This is a genomic window from Burkholderia sp. AU33423 (assembly GCF_002223135.1).
Lineage (GTDB): Bacteria > Pseudomonadota > Gammaproteobacteria > Burkholderiales > Burkholderiaceae > Burkholderia > Burkholderia lata_D.
The window spans coordinates 180,735-198,756 of sequence record NZ_NKFH01000004.1; the positions used below are offsets into that span (position 1 = coordinate 180,735).

An 18,022-nucleotide genomic window follows, 5' to 3' on the forward strand; every position below is an offset into this window, starting at 1 on the left:
ACGGGCGGGTTCGGGATGCCGGCCGGGGAAACGGCGCGGCGCCGGGGAGAACGGGTGAGACGGGGCCGGTTGCCGGACGATGCGCGGCGACCCGCGATGCGGCTGCCCCGCTGCGGTGCACGCCGATCGCGTGCGGGCGCCGGGAGGCACGGCGGTCGGGCCGAACGCGGCCCGGCGCCGCTGGCTGGCACGCACGACGAACGGCGCGAGCCGGAAAGTGCGTAGGATCGTCAATCGAGCCGGAAAACGCAAGCCGACCATATGGCATGGCGCCGGTTCCGGCCGACTTTGACAAACAATGCAAAGAGGCCGTTTGGCCGATGAGCGTGATGGGAGGCGGGCGGCGCCGCAACGCCGACGGCGGCCAGCGCCGCGTCGACGATCCCGATCACGCCGCCCGAAACCGCGCAGGCGAGACGCCATCGAACGCTCGCCTGCGCGCCGCCCGCTTACGCGCCGGACTTGCCCGTCGCGCCGGCGTCGCCGCCGGACGTCGGGTTGGCCGGGCACGACACGACCGGCGCGGCGGCCGTCTTGCTGCCGGCCGCGGGCGCCGCGGCAGCCGCAGTGCCGCGGCGCGCGGCCATCGCGCGCACGCCGGCCGCGGCTTGCGTGGCAATCACGTCGAGCGCGCGCCGGTGGCCGGCGACGAGCGCGTCGTAGCCGTCGGCGACCGGTTCCGCGACGCTCGTGCGGCAGGTCATCACGGCCTGCGTGGCGAGCGAGCGCACGCTCCACACGGCGTCGATCGCCGCGCGCTTGGCCGGCCACGATTCGAAGCGCTGCACGTTCACGCTGATGCGATACACGGGCACGCCGGGCGGGTACGCGGAATTCGCGACGTCGATCGTGCCGAGCTGCGCGGCGAGATCGTCCGACAACGCGCGGCGGATCTCGTCGGCGGGCGGCGACGCCCAGCGTTCCTGCTCGAGCACGTCGACCTGCGCGGCGTTCTTCTGCACGACCAGCTGGTTCTTCGCGACCTGCTCGGGCACGCCGACGGACGGCACCTCGATCAGGAACGCCGGGTTGGCCGGCGCGGTGCGCAGCGGCGCCGCGGCATCGGCCGGGCTGAGCGTGTAGAACCGCGCGGGCGGCGAGCTGCACGCGGCGAGCGCGAGGGCGGCGACAGCCGCCGCCGCGCCGCTCGCGAAACCGTTCACGCGTGTCGTCATGGTTGATCTCCTGGCTTGCCCTTGAGCAGCGATTCGGGGTGACGCTCGAGGTAGTCGGCGAGCGCGTTCAGCGACTGCAGCGTGCGTGTGAGCTCCTTCAGCGCGCCGCGCACGTCGGACTGCAGCGGCGAATCCTGCTGCAGCGTCGCTTCGGCGGTCGAGAAGGTCTGCTTCGCGGCCGACAGCGTGTCGCGTGCTTCCGGCGCGACCTGCGTGTCGAGCTGCTTGAACAGCTTGTCGGCGTTCGCGAGCGCGCTATTCAGGTTCGCGCCGATCTGGTCGAACGGCACCTTGTCGAGCTTCTTCGCGATGTCGGCGACCTGCAGCTGCAGCTCGTCGAGCGTGTTCGGCACGGTCGGCAGCTCGAGCGGCTGGCGCGCCGTGTCGATCTTCACGGCCGGCGCCTTCGGGAAGAAGTCGAGCGCGACGTACAGCTGGCTCGTCAGCAGGTTGCCGGTGCGCAGCTGGCCGCGCAGCCCGTGCTGGACGAGCCGCTCGACGATCTCGCGGCGGGCCGGTTCGCCCTTGCTCTCGATCGTTTCGCGGAAGCGGCGGCCGAGGCGTTCCGGATACACGTTCATCGTCACCGGCATCAGGAAGTTCTTCGTCTTCGGATCGAAGTCGATGCCGATGTTCGTCACTTCGCCGAGCACGATGCCGCGGAAGTCGACCGTCGCGCCGACCGCGAGCCCGCGCAGCGACTGGTTGAAGTTCATCACGACCTGCAGCGGCTGGCCGTCCGGGTCGCGCATCGCGTCGCCCTCGTCGGCTGCGAGGCGGAACGTCGTGTTGTTCGGCGCCGTCGCGCCGGAGCCCTGGTTCGGCGGCGTCTGGAACGCGATGCCGCCGAGGATCACCGTCGCGAGCGACTGCGTGTTCAGCTTCAGGCCGCTCGAGTCGAGCCGCAGGTCCACGCCGCTCGCCTGCCACCAGCGCGAATTCACGCCGACGTACTGGTTGTACGGCGCATTGACGAACACGTTGAACGTGACGCCCGTGCCGTCCTTGTCGAGCGAGAAGCCGACCACCTGGCCGACCTGCACGCGGCGGTAGTAGACCGGCGAGCCGATGTCGACCGAGCCGAGCGAATCGCCGCGCAGCACGTACTGCGTGCCTTTCTGGTCGCCCGTGACGGCGGGCGGTGACTCGAGGCCCGTGAAGTCGGTCAGCGTATCCTCCGAGCGCCCGGCGTCGACGCCGATGTACGCGCCCGACAGCAGCGTGCCGAGCCCCGACACGCCGGTCGCGCCGACCCGCGGCCGCACGATCCAGAAGCGCGAGCCCTTGACCGCGAAGTCCTCCGCTTCCTTCTTGAGCTGCACGTGGACGAGCACGCGCGACAGGTCCTTCGACAGCTTGATCGTCTTGACCATGCCGATCTCGACGTCCTTGTACTTGACCTGGGTCTTGCCGGGCTCGAGCCCTTCGGCGCTGTGGAAGCTGATCGTGATTTCCGGGCCGCGTTCGCGCACGGACTTGATCACGAGGCCGATGCCGATCAGCGCGGCGATCAGCGGCACGAGCCAGACGAGCGACGGCAGCCAGCCGCTTTTCGTCGAGATCGTCGGATCGGGCGGCCGGGGCGCGTCGTGCTGCGGGCCTTGTGGACTATTCATGGTGATTCCCTGAGGTTTCGACTGGATCCCAGATCAGGCGGGGATCGAACTGCATCGATGCGAGCATCGTCAGGATCACGACGGAACCGAACGCGAGCGCGCCGGGGCCGGCCGTGATGGTGGCGAGCGAACGAAAATGGACGAGCGCGACGGTGAGCGTCACGACGAAGATGTCGAGCATCGACCAGCGGCCGATGCGCTCGACGATCCGGAACAGGCGCGTGCGCTGCAGCGGCCGCCAGGCGGTGCGGCGCTGCGCGCTGATCACGAGGATCAGCAGCACGCAGAGCTTGAGCATCGGCACGAGGATGCTCGCGACGAACACGACGACCGCGAGCGGCCAGTCGCCGGACGTCCAGAAATAGATGACGCCGCTCATGATCGTGTCTTCCTGGGAGCCGACAATCGACGACGTGCGCATGATCGGCAGCAGGTTCGCCGGGATATACAGGATCGCGGCCGCGAGCAGCAGCGCCCACGTGCGCATGATGCTGTTCGGCGTGCGCACGTGCAGCGCGCTGCCGCAGCGCACGCAATGCGCGTGCGGTTGGTCGATCGTCTGCACGAGCCCGCACGCGTGGCAGCTGACGTAGCCCTCGCGGGCGGCGGTCGGCGTCGTCATCGGCGGGGCGCGTCCGGCAGCGGCGCCGCGGTGTCGGGCCCCGCGGGCGAGCGGCCGGCGCGCAGGTCGTCGGCGATGTCCCACACCGTGCGCGGGTCGAACATCAGCACGACGGCGATCATCAGCGTGAGCGCGCCGAACGCGAACAGCGCCGCGTCGGGCACGACGCGCGCGAGGCTCACCATCTTCACGATCGTGACCACGATGCCGAGCATGAACACCTCGATCATCCCCCACGGCCGCACGAGCTGGATGGTGCGCAGCACGAGGTTCAGGCCCGGCGGCACGACGCCGCGGCGGATCGGCAGCAGCACGTAAAGCAGCGCGGCCATCTCGACGAGCGGGAACAGCACGGTCGAGCAGAACACCATCACGCCGACGACCGCCATGTCCTGATGCCATAGCGTGTCGATCGCGCCGATCAGCGTCGTCTGCACGCGCGTGCCGTTCAGGTCCATTTCGAGGATCGGGAACGTCTGCGCGATGATGAACGTGACGAGCGCCGCGACCGCGAGCGCGGTGATGCGCTCGATCTGCGTGGTGCTGTTGCGATAGAGCAGCGCGTCGCAGCGCGGACAGCGCGCGATCTCGCGGCGCCTCAGGCGCGGTTTATGCAACAGTGCGTCGCATTCGTGGCAGGCAATCAGGTCGTATCGTTGCATGGAAAAGGCGGTGTTGCGACGGCTCGGGGAACGCGTCGACGGGGCCGGAACCCGCGCCAATCTTACCAAAAGGCCTTTTTCGGTGTGTCAACGATCGCCAGTTCGGTGACCGATCGGTAACATGACAGGAAGCTGTCAGCCGGCTGGCGGGCCTGTCTTCAGAGTCCGCGCGCGTCAAAAGGTTGCGGTAGCATGGCGCCCTTGACAAGCGTCGGACGCATGGCCGGCGCGGCCGTTCGCTGAACTGAGGAATCCAAGATGGCATCGAAATCGCTGCCGGCCAGGCCGGTACGCTATACGCAGACGGCGATCGCGCTGCACTGGCTGATCGCGCTGCTGATCGTCTGCGCGTTCGCGCTGGGCTGGGTGATGACCGACATCCCGGGCTTCACGCCGACCAAGCTGAAGTACTTCTCGTGGCACAAGTGGATCGGCGTGACGGTCTTCGCGCTGGCCGTCGCGCGCGTGCTGTGGCGTGCGACCCACGTGCCGCCGGCGCTGCCGGGCGGTACGCCCGCGTGGCAGCGTGCGGCGTCGCACGGCGTGCACATCCTGCTGTACGTGCTGATGATCGTGATTCCGGTGACGGGCTACCTGTACAGCTCGGCGTCGAACATCCCGGTCGTCTACCTCGGCATCGTGCCGCTGCCGCGGCTGATCGACCCCGATCCGGTGCTGAAGGAAACCTTCAAGACGCTTCACGTGTCATTGAATTACATTCTGCTTGCGCTCGTTTCGCTGCACGTGGTCGCGGCGCTCAAGCACCAGTTGTTGGACCGCGACGGCCTGCTGTCGCGAATGCTTCCCTTTGCTAAATGAAGGATCCCATGAAAGTGTCTTTCTCCCGCTCCATGCTGACCGCGTTCGCCGCGGTGTCACTTGTCGCGTCGGGCGCGGCGCTCGCCGATGTCGATCTCGCGAAGAGCAAGGTGTCCGCCGTGTCGAAGCAGATGAACGTGCCGACCGAAGGCGCGTTCAAGAAGTTTTCCGCGCAGGTGAAGTTCGACCCGGCGAAAGCCGCGCAGGGCAGCGCCCAGATGACGATCGACGTCGCGAGCTATGACCTCGGCGACAAGATGTACAACGACCAGGTCGCCGGCAAGGACTGGTTCGACGCGAAGGCGTATCCGCAGGCCACGTTCGTGTCGTCGGCGATCGCGCCGGCGGGCGGCAACAAGTACAACGTGACCGGCAAGCTGACGATCAAGGGCAAGTCCGAGAACGTCACGGTGCCCGTCACGGTCACGCAGAGCGGCGCGACGCAGACCTTCGACGGCGTACTGCCGATCAAGCGCTCGGCGTTCAACGTCGGCACCGGCGAGTGGAAGGACACGTCGGTCGTCGCGGACGAAGTGCAGATCAAGTTCCATCTCGTCGCCACCAAGTAAGCGGCGGGCTGTTGCCTCACCCGAATGCCGCGCGCGGGCGCGGCGCCGTTCCAAGGAGAAAAAGTTTGAAAAAGCAACTGATCATCGCCGCAGGCGCGCTGGCAGCATCGCTGTCGTTCTCGGCGTTTGCCGATAGCGCAACGTACCAGTTCGATCCGAGCCACACGTACCCGAGCTTCGAGGCCGACCACTTCGGCGGCCTGTCGGTCTGGCGCGGCAAGTTCGACAAGTCGAGCGGCTCCGTGACGCTCGACCGCGCGGCGAAGACGGGTACGGTCGACGTGACGACCGACATCGCGTCGATCCACACCGGCAGCGCGAAGCTCGACGAGCATCTGCAGACGGCCGAGTTCTTCGACGTGTCCAAGTTCCCGCAGGCGAACTACAAGGGCACGATCAAGTTCGACGGCGACAAGCCGGTGTCGGTGGTCGGCAACCTGACGCTGCATGGCGTCACGAAGCCGGTCACGCTGAAGATCGATTCGTTCAAGTGCATGCCGCACCCGATGCTCAAGCGTGAAGTGTGCGGTGTCGACGCCGTCGGCGAATTCAGCCGCGACGATTTCGGCCTCGACTACGGCAAGCAGTACGGCTTCAAGATGAAGACGAAGCTGCTGATCACGGCCGAAGCCGTCAAGCAGCAGTAAGCCCGCCAGCCGGGCCGGCGTTCGCGCCGGCCCGCCGCGAGCCGACCGCCGCGTTCCCGTCAGGGGGCGCGGCGGTATTTTTTTGCGCGCCTATAATCGCCCGAGCGCCGAGCGCCGAGCGCCGAGCGCCGTGCGCCGAGCGCCGTGCGCGGTGCCGGGCAGGCCGACGGCGCGCGCGGCCGCTTCGCACAGAACGTACAACGACAAGGAGATCGCCGATGCATGCCGTCACGCAGTCCCGTTCCATTGCTTCGTCGCCGCGCGTGTGGCGCGCGGTGGTCGCCGCGTCGATCGGCAATGCGCTCGAGTGGTTCGATCTCGTCGTCTACGGCTTCTTCGCGGTGACGATCTCGAAGCTGTTCTTCCCGTCCGGCAACGACACCGTGTCGCTGCTGCTCACGCTCGGCACGTTCGGCGTGTCGTTCTTCATGCGCCCGCTCGGCGCGATCGTGCTCGGCGCGTACGCCGACCGCGCGGGCCGCAAGGCCGCGCTCACGCTGTCGATCCTGCTGATGATGGGCGGCACGCTGATCATCGCGGTGCTGCCGACCTACGCGACGATCGGCGTCGCCGCGCCGGTGATCCTCGTCGCCGCGCGGCTGATGCAGGGCTTTTCGGCCGGCGGCGAGTTCGGCAGCGCGACCGCGTTCCTCGCCGAGCACGTGCCGGGCCGGCGCGGCTTCTTCGCGAGCTGGCAGGTCGCGAGCCAGGGGCTCACGACGCTGCTCGCCGCCGGCTTCGGCACCGTGCTGAACGCGCAGCTCACGGCCGCGCAGATGGCGTCGTGGGGCTGGCGCGTGCCGTTCTTCTTCGGCCTGCTGCTCGGGCCGGTCGCGTACTACATCCGCACGAAGGTCGACGAGACCCCCGAATTCCTCGCGGCGGAAGGCACCGCGAACCCGCTGCGCGACACGTTCGCGTCGCACAAGGCGCGCCTCGTCGCCGCGATGGGCGTGGTCGTGCTCGGCACCGTCGCGACCTATCTCGTGCTGTTCATGCCGACCTACGGCGTGAAGCAGCTCGGCCTCGCGCCGTCGGCTGCGTTCGCGGCGATCCTCGTGGTCGGCGTGATCCAGATGGGGTTCGCGCCGCTCGTCGGCCACTGGTCGGACACCTACGGCCGCGTACGCGTGATGATCGCGCCGGCCGTCGGCATCCTCGTGCTGATCTACCCGGCATTCGCGTACCTGGTCGCCCATCCGGGCTTCGGCACGCTGATCGCGCTGCAGGTGCTGCTCGCGTTCCTGATGACGGGCTACTTCGCGGCGCTGCCGGGTTTGCTGTCCGAAGTGTTTCCGGTGCAGACGCGCACGACGGGGATGTCGCTTGCGTATAACGTCGCGGTGACGATCTTCGGCGGCTTCGGGCCGTTCATCATCGCGTGGCTGATCAAGGCGACCGGGATGAAGACCGCGCCGAGCTTCTACCTGATGTTTGCGGCCGTGCTGAGCCTCGTGGCGCTGGTCGTGCTGCGCAAGCGGTTCGGCTTCCGGTAACCGGACGGGCGGCGTGCGTCAGTTGCCGGCGTGCTCGCACACGGGTTGGGCGGGCATCAGCTGCGGCCTGGCTTCGACGGTCCGCACCGGATGCCCGGCGAGCGCCGCAAGCGCCTGACCGAGCTGCCAGTCGGTTGTCGTGCCGAACTCGCGCTGCGGCAGCGCCGCGCTCTTCGCGGTATCGATCTTCGCGAGCATGCGCTGCTCGCGCAGCTTCTGCCGTTCCTTGCGCACCTTCGCGAACGGATCGGGCGCCAGCCGGTCCGCGTATGGCGCGCGGGCGAGGTCGGCTTCCCGGTACCACAGCAGCACGCCGTCGACGTCCGAGTCGCGGCGCGGCGGCACGAGCCAGTCCGGCACGACGCCGTAGCCGTCCATCGGGCAGCCGTTCGGCCGCAGGTTGCGCGCGAACGTGAAATTCAGGCGCGTGCCGTCGATCAGGTCGACGCCCGTCTGCGCAAGCCCCTTCCCGTAGGTCGGCATGCCGAGCAGCTTCGCGCGGCCGAGATCCTTCAGTGCCGCCGCGGTCGCTTCGGCGGCCGACGCGCTTTGTCCGTCGACCAGCACGACGAGCGGCACGGTGCGCCACCAGTCGTCGGCCTGCAGCGGCGCGAGCGGATCCTGGCCGTGCATGACCGGTAATTCGTAATCGGGCCAGTTGGTCGTGTAGCGGCGGCGGTTGGCGTCGCCGCGCTCGACCGTCACCATCGCGGTGCGGTCGCGGCCCGCGAACAGCGCGGTGATGCCGATCGCCGCATTGAGCGCGCCGCCGCCGTTGATGCGCAGGTCGAGGATCACGCCTTTCACCGGCGGGCCTGTGCGGCGCGCGGCCTGCACCGCGTCGATGTAGTCGCCGACGGCCGGCTCGGGGAAGCTCGACAGCCGCGTGTACAGGATGTCGCCGTCGAGCCGTTTCGCGGTCGCCGGATGGGGCTTGAGGATCGTCCGCACGGGCGCGAAGCTCAGCACCGCGTGCGACGGGCCACGCTGGACCGTGAGCTTCAGCGGCACGCCCGCATCGCCCTTGGCGAGTTTGATCAGATCGGCGGGGTCGATGCCGACGACGCTCGCATCGTTCATCGCGACGACGAGATCGTCGGCGCGCACACCGGCCTTTTCCGCGGGCGCGTCGGGCATCACGTCGACGATGTGCAGCCCGTCGGGCCGCGTCTCGAACACGATGCCGATGCCGGGCGTGCCGTCACGCGTGCGCCGTTCGTCGTCGCGCCGCTCCTGCTCCTCCTTCGCGTCGAAGAAACGTGCGTACGGCAGCGTCTTGATTCCCGCGTGGGTCGTTGCGTCGAGCAGCGCGCCGATGTCGACGTCGGTCAGGTGCTGCTTCTTGAGCACGTCGACGGCCGCCTTGAGCTCGCAGATCTGCGGCTCCCAGTCGGGCGGGCAGGGCGAAGGCGGATGGGTGGGGGCGGGCGAAGCGGCGGCGGGCGCCGAAGCGGCGGATACGGATGCGGGCGGGGCGGACGCCGGTTGCTGCGCACCGACGGATGACGCACACGGCAGGAGCGCGGCCGTGACGGCGGCGCAAACGGCAAGGCGAAGAGCGACACGCGTGGGAGGCATCATCGGGACCGCACGTTTGAACGGAGGGCGAAGGTGCTGTCCCGCTGACGCACGGCCGGCCGGAAAGTGGCGCGGCGGGACGGTCACGATTGTAGCCGACGCGCGTGACGGGGCAGGGCGAGCCGGCGGCGCGATGCGCGACGGTGGCGCGGGCATGAAAAAGCCGGCCCAACCGGGCCGGCTTTTCGTCTGTGCCGAAGCAGCGTGGCGCTTAGACCTGCGCGCCTGCGTTCGGATCGTCCGGATCGTGCGCGGACTTCTTTTCCTTGATCAGGTCTTCGCGCTTGATGCCGAGCCACATCGCGAGCGAGCCCGCGACGAACACCGACGAGTAGATGCCGAACATGATGCCGACCGTCAGCGCGAGTGCGAAGTAGTGCAGCGTCGGGCCGCCGAAGAAGAACATCGACAGCACCATCATTTCGGTCGACGTGTGCGTGATGATCGTACGCGACATCGTGGTCGTGATCGCGTGGTTGATCACTTCCTGCACGCTCATCTTGCGTTCGCGGCGGAACGTTTCGCGGATCCGGTCGAAGATGACGACCGACTCGTTGACCGAGTAGCCGAGCACCGCGAGGATCGCCGCGAGCACCGCCAGCGAGAACTCCCACTGGAAGAACGCGAAGAAGCCGAGAATGATCACGACGTCGTGCAGGTTGGCGATGATGCCGGCCACCGCGTACTTCCACTCGAAGCGGAACGACAGGTAGATCACGATGCCGATCACGACGCACGCGAGCGCGAGCAGGCCGTCGGTCGCGAGCTCCCGGCCGACCTGCGGGCCGACGAACTCGACGCGCTGCAGCGTGACGTCCGGGCTCTGCGCCTTCAGCGCGCCCATCACCTGGTCGCTCTGCTGCGCGGACGTGAGGCCTTCCTTCAGCTGCAGGCGGATCAGCACGTTGCGCGACGTGCCGAAGTTCTGCACCTGCGCGTCGGCATAGCCGAGCTTGCCGAGCGTCGCGCGCACGGGCTCGAGTTCAGCGGCCTGCTGGTACTGCACCTCGATCACCGTCCCGCCGGTGAATTCGACGGACAGGTGCAGCCCGCGGTGGAACAGGAAGAACACGGCGGCGAGGAACGTGACCAGCGAGATCACGTTGAACACCAGCGCGTGCCGCATGAACGGAATGTCTTTACGGATGCGGAAAAATTCCATGGTCTTCTCCGGGGCCTTATTGGGTCGAGCCCGGTTTCTTCGGCGACACGCCTTGCTGCGCGCGGTTGCGCAGCTGCGGCTTGCCGGCGCGCGGCGCGTTGCCCTTCGCGGGGGCGGCGAGCTTCGCGGCGCGTGCGGTGTCGGTCGATTCGTCGGCGTCGGTGAACGACGCGGCGGCAGCGGCGCCTTCCGGCTTCCACACCTGGCCGATCGCGAGCGACTTTAGCTTCTTGCGGCCGCCGTACCAGAGGTTGACGATCCCGCGCGAGAAGAACACCGCGGAGAACATCGACGTCAGGATACCGAGGCAGTGCACGATCGCGAACGCGCGAACCGGGCCCGAGCCGAACGCGAGCAGCGCGAGGCCGGCGATCAGCGTCGTGACGTTCGAGTCGAGAATCGTCGCCCACGCATGCGCGTAGCCGGCCTGGATCGCGGTCTGCGGCGGCTGGCCGGCGCGCAGTTCTTCACGCACGCGTTCGTTGATCAGCACGTTCGAGTCGATCGCCATACCGAGCGCGAGCGCGATTGCGGCGATACCGGGCAGCGTCAGCGTCGCCTGCATCAGCGACAGCACGGCGACGAGCAGCAGCAGGTTCACCGACAGGCCGATCACCGAGATCACGCCGAACAGCATGTAGTACGCGATCATGAACACGGCGATCGCGCAGAAGCCCCAGATCACCGAGTGGACGCCCATCTTGATGTTGTCGGCACCGAGGCTCGGGCCGATCGTGCGTTCCTCGATGATGTCCATCGGCGCGGCGAGCGAACCGGCGCGCAGCAGCAGCGCGAGGTCGGCCGCAGCCTGCGGCGTCGGCTGGCCCGTGATCTGGAAGCGGTCGCCGAGCTCCGACTGGATCGTCGCGACCGTCAGCACTTCGCCCTTGCCCTTCTCGAACAGCACCATCGCCATCGGCTTGCCGATGTTCTCGCGCGACACCGCGCGCACCGAGCGGCCACCCGCCGAATCGAGGCGGATGTTGACCGACGGACGCTGGTGCTCGTCGAAGCCGGCCGATGCATCGATGATGCGGTCGCCCGTGAAGATCACTTCCTTCTTCAGCAGCACCGGCGCCTGGTTGCCCTGCGTGAACAGCTCTTCACCCGGCGGCACCGGGTCGTTCGGGTTCGGGTGCGTGTTGATCGGATCGGCGAGGCGCGCCTCGAGCGTCGCGGTGCGGCCGATGATGTCCTTCGCCTTCGCGGTGTCCTGCACGCCCGGCAGCTCGACGACGATACGGTCGCTACCTTGCTGCTGCAGGATCGGCTCGGACACGCCGAGTTCGTTCACGCGGTTGTGGAGCGTCGTCAGGTTCTGCTTGAGCGCGGCGTCCTCGACGGACTTCTGCACGGCCGGCGTGAACGTGCCGACGACCTGCGTGCCGCCACCGCCGGGCTGGGTCGCCCATTGCAGTTCGGTGATCGACAGTGCGAGCAGCTTGCGGGCGTCTTCCGCCGTCTGCGCATCGCTGAAGTTGACGACCACGGACTGGTCGACGCGGCTCACGCCGCCGTCGCGGATGTTCTTGTCGCGCAGCAGCGTGCGCGCGTCGGACGCGTCGGAATCGAGCTTCTTCGTCAGCGCGCCCGTCATGTCGACCTGGAGCAGGAAGTGGACGCCGCCACGCAGGTCGAGGCCGAGATACATCGGCAGCGCGTGCAGGGAGGTCAGCCAGCGCGGCGACGCGCTCTGCAGGTTCAGGGCGACGACGTACTGCGGATCGTTCGGGTCGGCGTTCAGCGACTTCTGCAGCAGGTCCTTGACGCGCAGCTGCGTATCGGTGTCCTTCAGGCGCACGCGGATGTTCGCGTTGGTCGCCGTGTTCTCGAAGGTGACGTCGTCTGGCGTGATCTGCGCGGACGCGAGCGCCGATTCGACCTGGGTCAGCGTGGTCGAGTCGAGCTTGACCGTGGCCTTGCCGCTCGACACCTGCACCGCCGGCGCTTCGCCGAAGAAGTTGGGCAATGTGTACAGAAGGCCGATGGCGAGCGCCACGACCATCACGACATATTTCCAGAGTGGGTAACGATTCATGAGGGAGCCGAACGGGTGGTTGGCGTGAAAGCGTCGCGTCCGGCGCCGCGGCGGCCCGCTCTCTCAGGCGGGCACGGCGCGGGGAGCCGGACGCTCGGTGAAGGGCTTACAGCGACTTGATCGTGCCCTTCGGCAGAATGGTCGTGACCGCGGCCTTCTGCACGGTGATTTCGGTGCCTTCGGCGATTTCGACGCCGATGTAGCCTTCGGTGACCTTCGTCACCTTGCCCACGAGGCCGCCGCTCGTGACGACTTCGTCGCCCTTGGCCATGGCCGCGAGCATGTTGCGGTGCTCCTTCTGACGCTTCATCTGCGGACGGATCATGATGAAGTAGAGCACGGCAAACATCAGGATGAGCGGCAGGAAGCTCATCAGGCTCGATTCGGCGCCACCGGCACCTTGGGCGAACGCGTTGGAAATGAACGGCACGTTGGTCTCTCCGTAGGGGAAGATCGAAAAATAAGCCGGTTATTCTACCACCGGCCCCATGCGCAAACGGATCGGCAAATGCGCTTTCGGATCAAGCTGTTAAAGCGCGAACCGGGTCCGTTGCGACTTGTTTGGAAAGGTAATTGTAATATTTGGCGGTCGGGTTCGACAGTCGGGGCGCGTTATTGAGTACACGTCCCATGTGACGGGCCGCCCATCGGGCCGCCCGCGCGTCTGCCGGCCCGTCAGTCGACGCCTCTCGCGCGGTCCTCCGCGAAGCGCTGGCGGAACGCGTCGAACGTGTGGGTCTCGATCGCTTCGCGGATCTCGCTCATCAGCTGCAGGTAGTAGTGCAGGTTGTGGATCGTGTTGAGCTGTGCGCCGAGGATCTCGCCGACGCGGTGCAGGTGATGCAGGTAGCCGCGCGAGAAGTTCTGGCACGTGTAGCACGTGCAGCTCGCATCGAGCGGCTTCAGCGAGTTCTTGTGCGTCGCGTTGCGGATCTTCACGTCGCCGAAGCGGGTGAACAGCCAGCCGTTGCGCGCGTTACGGGTCGGCATCACGCAGTCGAACATGTCGACGCCGTTCGCGACGCCCTCGACCAGGTCCTCCGGCGTGCCGACGCCCATCAGGTAGTGCGGCTTGTTGGCCGGCAGTTTCGGGCCGACGTGGCGCAGCACGCGCATCATGTCTTCCTTCGGCTCGCCGACCGACAGCCCGCCGATCGCGAGGCCGTGGAAGCCGAGTTCCGCGAGGCCCGCGAGCGATTCGTCGCGCAGGTCCTCGAACATCCCGCCCTGAACGATCCCGAACAGCGCATTCGGATTGCCGAGCCGGTTGAACTCGTCGAGCGAGCGCTTCGCCCAGCGCAGCGACATGCGCATCGAGTCGGCCGCTTCCTTGTGCGTGGTCGGCACGCCGTTGGTCGCATACGGCGTGCACTCGTCGAACTGCATCACGACGTCGGAGTTCAGCACCTTCTGGATCTGCATCGACACTTCCGGCGACAGGAACAGCTTGTCGCCGTTGATCGGCGACGCGAACGTCACGCCGTCCTCGGTGATCTTGCGCAGGTCGCCGAGCGAGAACACCTGGAAGCCGCCCGAGTCGGTCAGGATCGGCTTGTTCCAGCCCATGAAGGCGTGCAGGCCGCCGTGCGCGTCGATCGTGTCGAGGCCCGGGCGCAGCCACAGGTGGAACGTGTTGCCGAGGATGATCTGGGCCTTGATCTCATGCAGCTCGCGCGGCTGGATCGCCTTCACGGTGCCGTACGTGCCGACCGGCATGAAGATCGGCGTTTCGACCACGCCGTGGTTGAGCTTCACGCGGCCGCGGCGCGCATGGCCGTCGGTCGTCAGCAGTTCGAATTCGAGCCCGTTCGCCGGGCGGTCCAGCACGGGGGCGTGCGTATCAGCGTGCGTATCGTGGGATGAACCTTCGGTCATCGCGTCATTCTCCTCGCTACCGGAAAACAGTCCGGCGCAGGTTGGAAACGCCGCCGGGAATCCGGCGGCGGGGAAAGCGGGTGCGTGCGAGCATCGCACGCACAACGTGAAAGCGGAACCTGGCCGTTCGGTACGGCGGCCGGCCTCCATGCCGCGCTTACGCGCCCGGCGCCTCCGGCGTGTCGCGCCGCGTGAGCAGCATCGCGTCGCCGTAGCTGAAGAAGCGGTAGCGCTCGTCGATCGCGTGCCGGTACGCGGCGCGGATCGTCTCGACGCCCGCGAACGCGGACACCAGCATCAGCAGCGTCGACTTCGGCAGGTGGAAGTTCGTGACGAGCCGGTCGACCACGCGGAAACGATAGCCGGGCGTGATGAAGATGTCGGTCTCGGCCTGGGTGGCCGCGAGCGGGCGGCCCGCTTCGTCGGCCGCGCGCGCCGCGGCTTCGAGCGCGCGCATCGACGTCGTGCCGACCGCGATCACGTTGCCGCCGCGCGCACGGGTCGCGGCGATCTTGTCGACGAGCGATTGCGGCAGGTCGTACCACTCGCTGTGCATCTTGTGCTCGGCGATGTTGTCGACGCGCACCGGCTGGAACGTGCCGGCGCCGACGTGCAGCGTCAGCGTCGCGCGCTCCACACCCATCGCGTCGAGCCGGTCGAGCATCGGCTGGTCGAAGTGCAGCCCGGCCGTGGGTGCTGCGACCGCGCCCGGGTTGCTCGCGTAGACGGTCTGGTAGCGCGTCTCGTCGGTCGCGTCCGGATCGTGCTCGATATAGGGCGGCAGCGGCAGGCGGCCGTACTGCTCGATCAGGTCGAGGCACGGCGCGGGGAAGTTCAGCGTGAAGAACGGATCGACGCGCTCGCCCACCGTCACGTCGAACGCATCGGCGAGCCGCAGCGTCGTGCCGGCGCCCGGCGACTTGCTCGCGCGGATCTGCGCGAGCGCCGTGTGCGTGCCGGTCACGCGCTCGATCAGCACCTCGATCTTGCCGCCGCTGGCCTTCTGGCCGAAGAAACGCGCCTTCAGCACCTTGGTATCGTTGAAGACGAGCAGGTCGCCGGCCGCGATGCACGACGGCAGCTCGGTGAATTGGCGGTCGACCAGGCGTGCGGGCGCGACCGTGCCGTCGACCTCGAGCAGGCGGCTCGCGGTGCGATCGGGCAGCGCGGTTTGTGCAATCAGCTCGGGCGGCAGATTGAAATCGAAATCGGAAAGCGTGAACATGCGGGCTGGTTCGAAGCGGCCGGCGGGCGTCGCCGGCAGGGCGGAAACGCGTAAATGGGGCGCGCGAGCCGCTATGATGACGGGATGCGCGGCCTGGCCGGCGTCGTTCGGTCGGACGACGTGAAAGCCGCTATTGTACTTGCCTTGCGAAGCACCCAGACGATCCGATGCCTGTGTCACCACGCCGTTCCCCCGCTGCCGTTGCCGATTCCGCCGATCCGTTCGACGCGGAGGATGCCGCGCCGCCCGCGCAAAGCGCGGGGGAGCGTGATTCCGCGGAGCGCACCGCACCGCGCCGCGCCGGTCCGAAGCGCGGCGCCGACGGCAGGCTCGCGCAGCCGGCCGCCGCCGCGCCCGATGCCGATTCCGACGGCGCCGCCGCGAGCGACGCGGCAGGCGCGGCCGGCGCGAAGCGCAAGAAGAAGCCCGCCGCCGACAAACCCGTGAAGACCGTCGACAAGCTCGCGAAGCTCGGCCTCACGCGCTCGATCGATCTCGTGCTGCATCTGCCGATGCGCTACGAGGACGAAACCACGCTCACGCCGATCGGCGAGCTGCTGCCGGGCGGCATCGCGCAGACCGAAGGCGTCGTGTTCGACAACGAGGTCGCGTACCGGCCGCGCCGCCAGCTGGTCGTGAAGATCCAGGACGACGACGGCGAGCACCTCGTGTTGCGCTTCCTGAATTTCTACGGCTCGCAGGTCAAGCAGATGGCCGTCGGCCAGCGCCTGCGCGTGCGCGGCGACGTGCGCGGCGGTTTCTTCGGGATGGAGATGGTGCATCCGGCGGTGCGCGTCGTCGAAGCGGATGCGCCGCTGCCGCAGGTGCTCACGCCCGTCTATCCGAGCACGGCCGGCGTGTCGCAGGCCTATCTGCGCAAGGCGATCGAGAACGCGGTCGAGCGCACGCCGCTGCCCGAGCTGCTGCCGCCCGAGATCCAGCGCGACTATCTGAAGCCGCTCGACGTGCCGACCCTCGAGCAGGCGGTGCGGATCCTGCATCACCCGCGCGTCGATTCCGATGAAGCCGCGCTGATGGACGGCTCGCATCCGGCGTGGACGCGTATCAAGTTCGAGGAACTGCTCGCGCAGCAGCTGTCGCTCAAGCGCGCACACGAGGAGCGCCGCACGCGTGCGGCGCCCGCGATGCCGCGCCGCGCCGCGAGCGATGCCGATGCATTGACGACCCGGCTTTACGCGGCGCTGCCGTTCACGCTGACGGGTGCGCAGGCGCGCGTCGTCGACGAAATCGCGAACGATCTTACCCTTGCGCACCCGATGCAGCGCCTGCTGCAGGGCGACGTCGGCAGCGGCAAGACGGTCGTCGCGGCGCTGGCCGCCACGCAGGCGATCGACGCCGGCTACCAGGCCGCGCTGATGGCGCCCACCGAAATCCTCGCGGAACAGCACGCGCGCAAGCTGCGCGCGTGGCTCGAGCCGCTGGGCGTCACGGTCGCGTGGCTCGCGGGCAGCCTGAAGGCGAAGGAGAAGCGCGCGGCGATCGAGGCGGCCGCGCTCGGCACCGCGCAGCTCGTGATCGGCACGCACGCGATCATCCAGGATACGGTCGAATTCGCGCGGCTCGGCCTCGTGATCGTCGATGAGCAGCACCGCTTCGGCGTCGAGCAGCGGCTCGCGCTGCGTGCGAAGGCCGCGAATGCGGCCAATGGCGCGCGCGACTTCCAGCCGCACCAGCTGATGATGTCGGCCACGCCGATTCCGCGCACGCTCGCGATGACGTATTACGCCGATCTCGAAGTCTCGACGATCGACGAGCTGCCGCCGGGCCGCACGCCCGTGCTGACGCGCCTCGTCGGCGATGCGCGGCGCGACGAGGTGATCGCCCGCGTGCGCGAGGCCGCGCTTACCGGGCGCCAGGTGTACTGGGTGTGCCCGCTGATCGAGGAGAGCGAGACGCTGCAGCTGCAGACGGCCGTCGAGACTTACGAGACGCTGGCCGCCGCGCTCCCGGAGCTGAAGGTCGGGCTCGTGCACGGCCGGCTGTCGCCGGCCGACAAGGCGGCCGTGATGGAAGCGTTCACGCGCAACGAAGTGCAGCTGCTCGTCGCGACGACCGTGATCGAGGTCGGCGTCGACGTGCCGAACGCGTCGCTGATGGTGATCGAGCACGCCGAGCGCTTCGGCCTTGCGCAGCTGCACCAGTTGCGCGGCCGGGTCGGGCGCGGCACCGCCGCGTCGGTGTGCGTGCTGCTGTACACGGGGCCGCTGTCGCTCACCGGCCGCGAGCGGCTGAAGACGATGCGCGAGACGACCGACGGCTTCGAGATCGCACGGCGCGACCTCGAGATCCGCGGCCCCGGCGAATTCCTCGGCGCACGCCAGTCGGGCGCGGCGATGCTGCGCTTCGCGAACCTCGAGACCGACGGCTGGCTGATCGATCCGGCCCGCGAAGCCGCGACGCGGCTGATTGCCGCGTATCCCGAGGTCGTCACGCAGCATCTCGCGCGCTGGCTCGGCGCGCGGGAGCAGTATCTGAAGGCCTGATCCGCGGGTCGGGGCCGGATTTAAAACCGCCGTT

15 protein-coding genes are annotated in these 18,022 nt (G+C 68.2%); 5 read left to right on the forward strand and 10 right to left on the reverse strand.

The window, feature by feature from the left end:
• Positions 1 to 449: 449 nt before the first annotated feature.
• The 4 genes from CFB50_RS03485 to CFB50_RS03500 are packed head-to-tail and all read right to left on the reverse strand — an operon-like array spanning position 450 to position 4,075.
• Complete coding sequence (locus CFB50_RS03485) at positions 450 to 1,175, reverse strand: PqiC family protein (protein WP_069247164.1); 726 nt, start codon at positions 1,173 to 1,175, stop codon at positions 450 to 452.
• Positions 1,172 to 2,791, reverse strand: coding sequence for a PqiB family protein (locus CFB50_RS03490; protein WP_069247165.1), 1,620 nt, complete (start codon positions 2,789 to 2,791; stop codon positions 1,172 to 1,174). The genes CFB50_RS03485 and CFB50_RS03490 overlap by 4 nt, the downstream gene beginning before the upstream one ends.
• The gene (locus CFB50_RS03495; RefSeq protein WP_069247166.1) at positions 2,784 to 3,413 is read right to left on the reverse strand and encodes a paraquat-inducible protein A; all 630 of its coding nucleotides are present in this window, start codon (positions 3,411 to 3,413) and stop codon (positions 2,784 to 2,786) included. Before CFB50_RS03495 ends, CFB50_RS03490 begins: the two co-directional genes overlap by 8 nt.
• Positions 3,410 to 4,075, reverse strand: coding sequence for a paraquat-inducible protein A (locus CFB50_RS03500; RefSeq protein ID WP_069247167.1), 666 nt, complete (start codon positions 4,073 to 4,075; stop codon positions 3,410 to 3,412). The genes CFB50_RS03495 and CFB50_RS03500 overlap by 4 nt, the downstream gene beginning before the upstream one ends.
• Positions 4,076 to 4,333: 258 nt before the next feature.
• Here CFB50_RS03500 and CFB50_RS03505 point away from each other — a divergent pair, with 258 nt between their 5' ends.
• The 4 genes from CFB50_RS03505 to CFB50_RS03520 all read left to right on the forward strand — a co-directional run bounded on the left by CFB50_RS03505 (position 4,334) and on the right by CFB50_RS03520 (position 7,606).
• On the forward strand, positions 4,334 to 4,894 hold the full coding sequence (locus CFB50_RS03505) for a cytochrome b (RefSeq protein ID WP_069247168.1): 561 nt from the start codon (positions 4,334 to 4,336) through the stop codon (positions 4,892 to 4,894).
• An 8-nt stretch (positions 4,895 to 4,902) separates the two neighbouring features.
• Entirely contained in the window at positions 4,903 to 5,463 is a 561-nt protein-coding gene (locus CFB50_RS03510) for a YceI family protein (protein WP_011350991.1), read from the forward strand.
• 65 nt (positions 5,464 to 5,528) lie between these two features.
• Positions 5,529 to 6,110 (forward strand): YceI family protein, encoded by a 582-nt coding sequence (locus CFB50_RS03515; RefSeq protein WP_069247169.1) that lies wholly within the window; start codon positions 5,529 to 5,531, stop codon positions 6,108 to 6,110.
• Positions 6,111 to 6,328: 218 nt separating this feature from the next.
• Positions 6,329 to 7,606 carry an MFS transporter gene (locus CFB50_RS03520; RefSeq protein ID WP_069247170.1) on the forward strand — a complete coding sequence of 426 codons (1,278 nt, stop codon included), beginning with the start codon at positions 6,329 to 6,331 and terminating at the stop codon, positions 7,604 to 7,606.
• Between the two features lie 18 nt (positions 7,607 to 7,624).
• Here the strand turns inward: CFB50_RS03520 and CFB50_RS03525 are convergent, their stop codons facing one another.
• The 6 genes from CFB50_RS03525 to queA form a co-directional block, all read right to left on the reverse strand.
• On the reverse strand, positions 7,625 to 9,187 hold the full coding sequence (locus CFB50_RS03525; RefSeq protein WP_373452942.1) for a S41 family peptidase: 1,563 nt from the start codon (positions 9,185 to 9,187) through the stop codon (positions 7,625 to 7,627).
• 208 nt (positions 9,188 to 9,395) lie between these two features.
• On the reverse strand, positions 9,396 to 10,346 hold the full coding sequence (gene secF, locus CFB50_RS03530; RefSeq protein WP_069247171.1) for a protein translocase subunit SecF: 951 nt from the start codon (positions 10,344 to 10,346) through the stop codon (positions 9,396 to 9,398).
• Positions 10,347 to 10,362: 16 nt separating this feature from the next.
• Positions 10,363 to 12,384 (reverse strand): protein translocase subunit SecD, encoded by a 2,022-nt coding sequence (gene secD, locus CFB50_RS03535; RefSeq protein ID WP_069247172.1) that lies wholly within the window; start codon positions 12,382 to 12,384, stop codon positions 10,363 to 10,365.
• Between the two features lie 106 nt (positions 12,385 to 12,490).
• Complete coding sequence (gene yajC / locus CFB50_RS03540; RefSeq protein WP_006476868.1) at positions 12,491 to 12,814, reverse strand: preprotein translocase subunit YajC; 324 nt, start codon at positions 12,812 to 12,814, stop codon at positions 12,491 to 12,493.
• A gap of 245 nt (positions 12,815 to 13,059) precedes the next feature.
• The gene (tgt, locus tag CFB50_RS03545) at positions 13,060 to 14,259 is read right to left on the reverse strand and encodes a tRNA guanosine(34) transglycosylase Tgt (RefSeq protein ID WP_069247173.1); all 1,200 of its coding nucleotides are present in this window, start codon (positions 14,257 to 14,259) and stop codon (positions 13,060 to 13,062) included.
• Between the two features lie 157 nt (positions 14,260 to 14,416).
• On the reverse strand, positions 14,417 to 15,484 hold the full coding sequence (queA, locus tag CFB50_RS03550; protein WP_069247174.1) for a tRNA preQ1(34) S-adenosylmethionine ribosyltransferase-isomerase QueA: 1,068 nt from the start codon (positions 15,482 to 15,484) through the stop codon (positions 14,417 to 14,419).
• Positions 15,485 to 15,651: 167 nt separating this feature from the next.
• Between queA and recG the strand changes: the two genes are divergently transcribed.
• Positions 15,652 to 17,988 (forward strand): ATP-dependent DNA helicase RecG, encoded by a 2,337-nt coding sequence (gene recG, locus CFB50_RS03555; RefSeq protein WP_089444957.1) that lies wholly within the window; start codon positions 15,652 to 15,654, stop codon positions 17,986 to 17,988.
• Positions 17,989 to 18,022 lie beyond the last annotated feature (34 nt).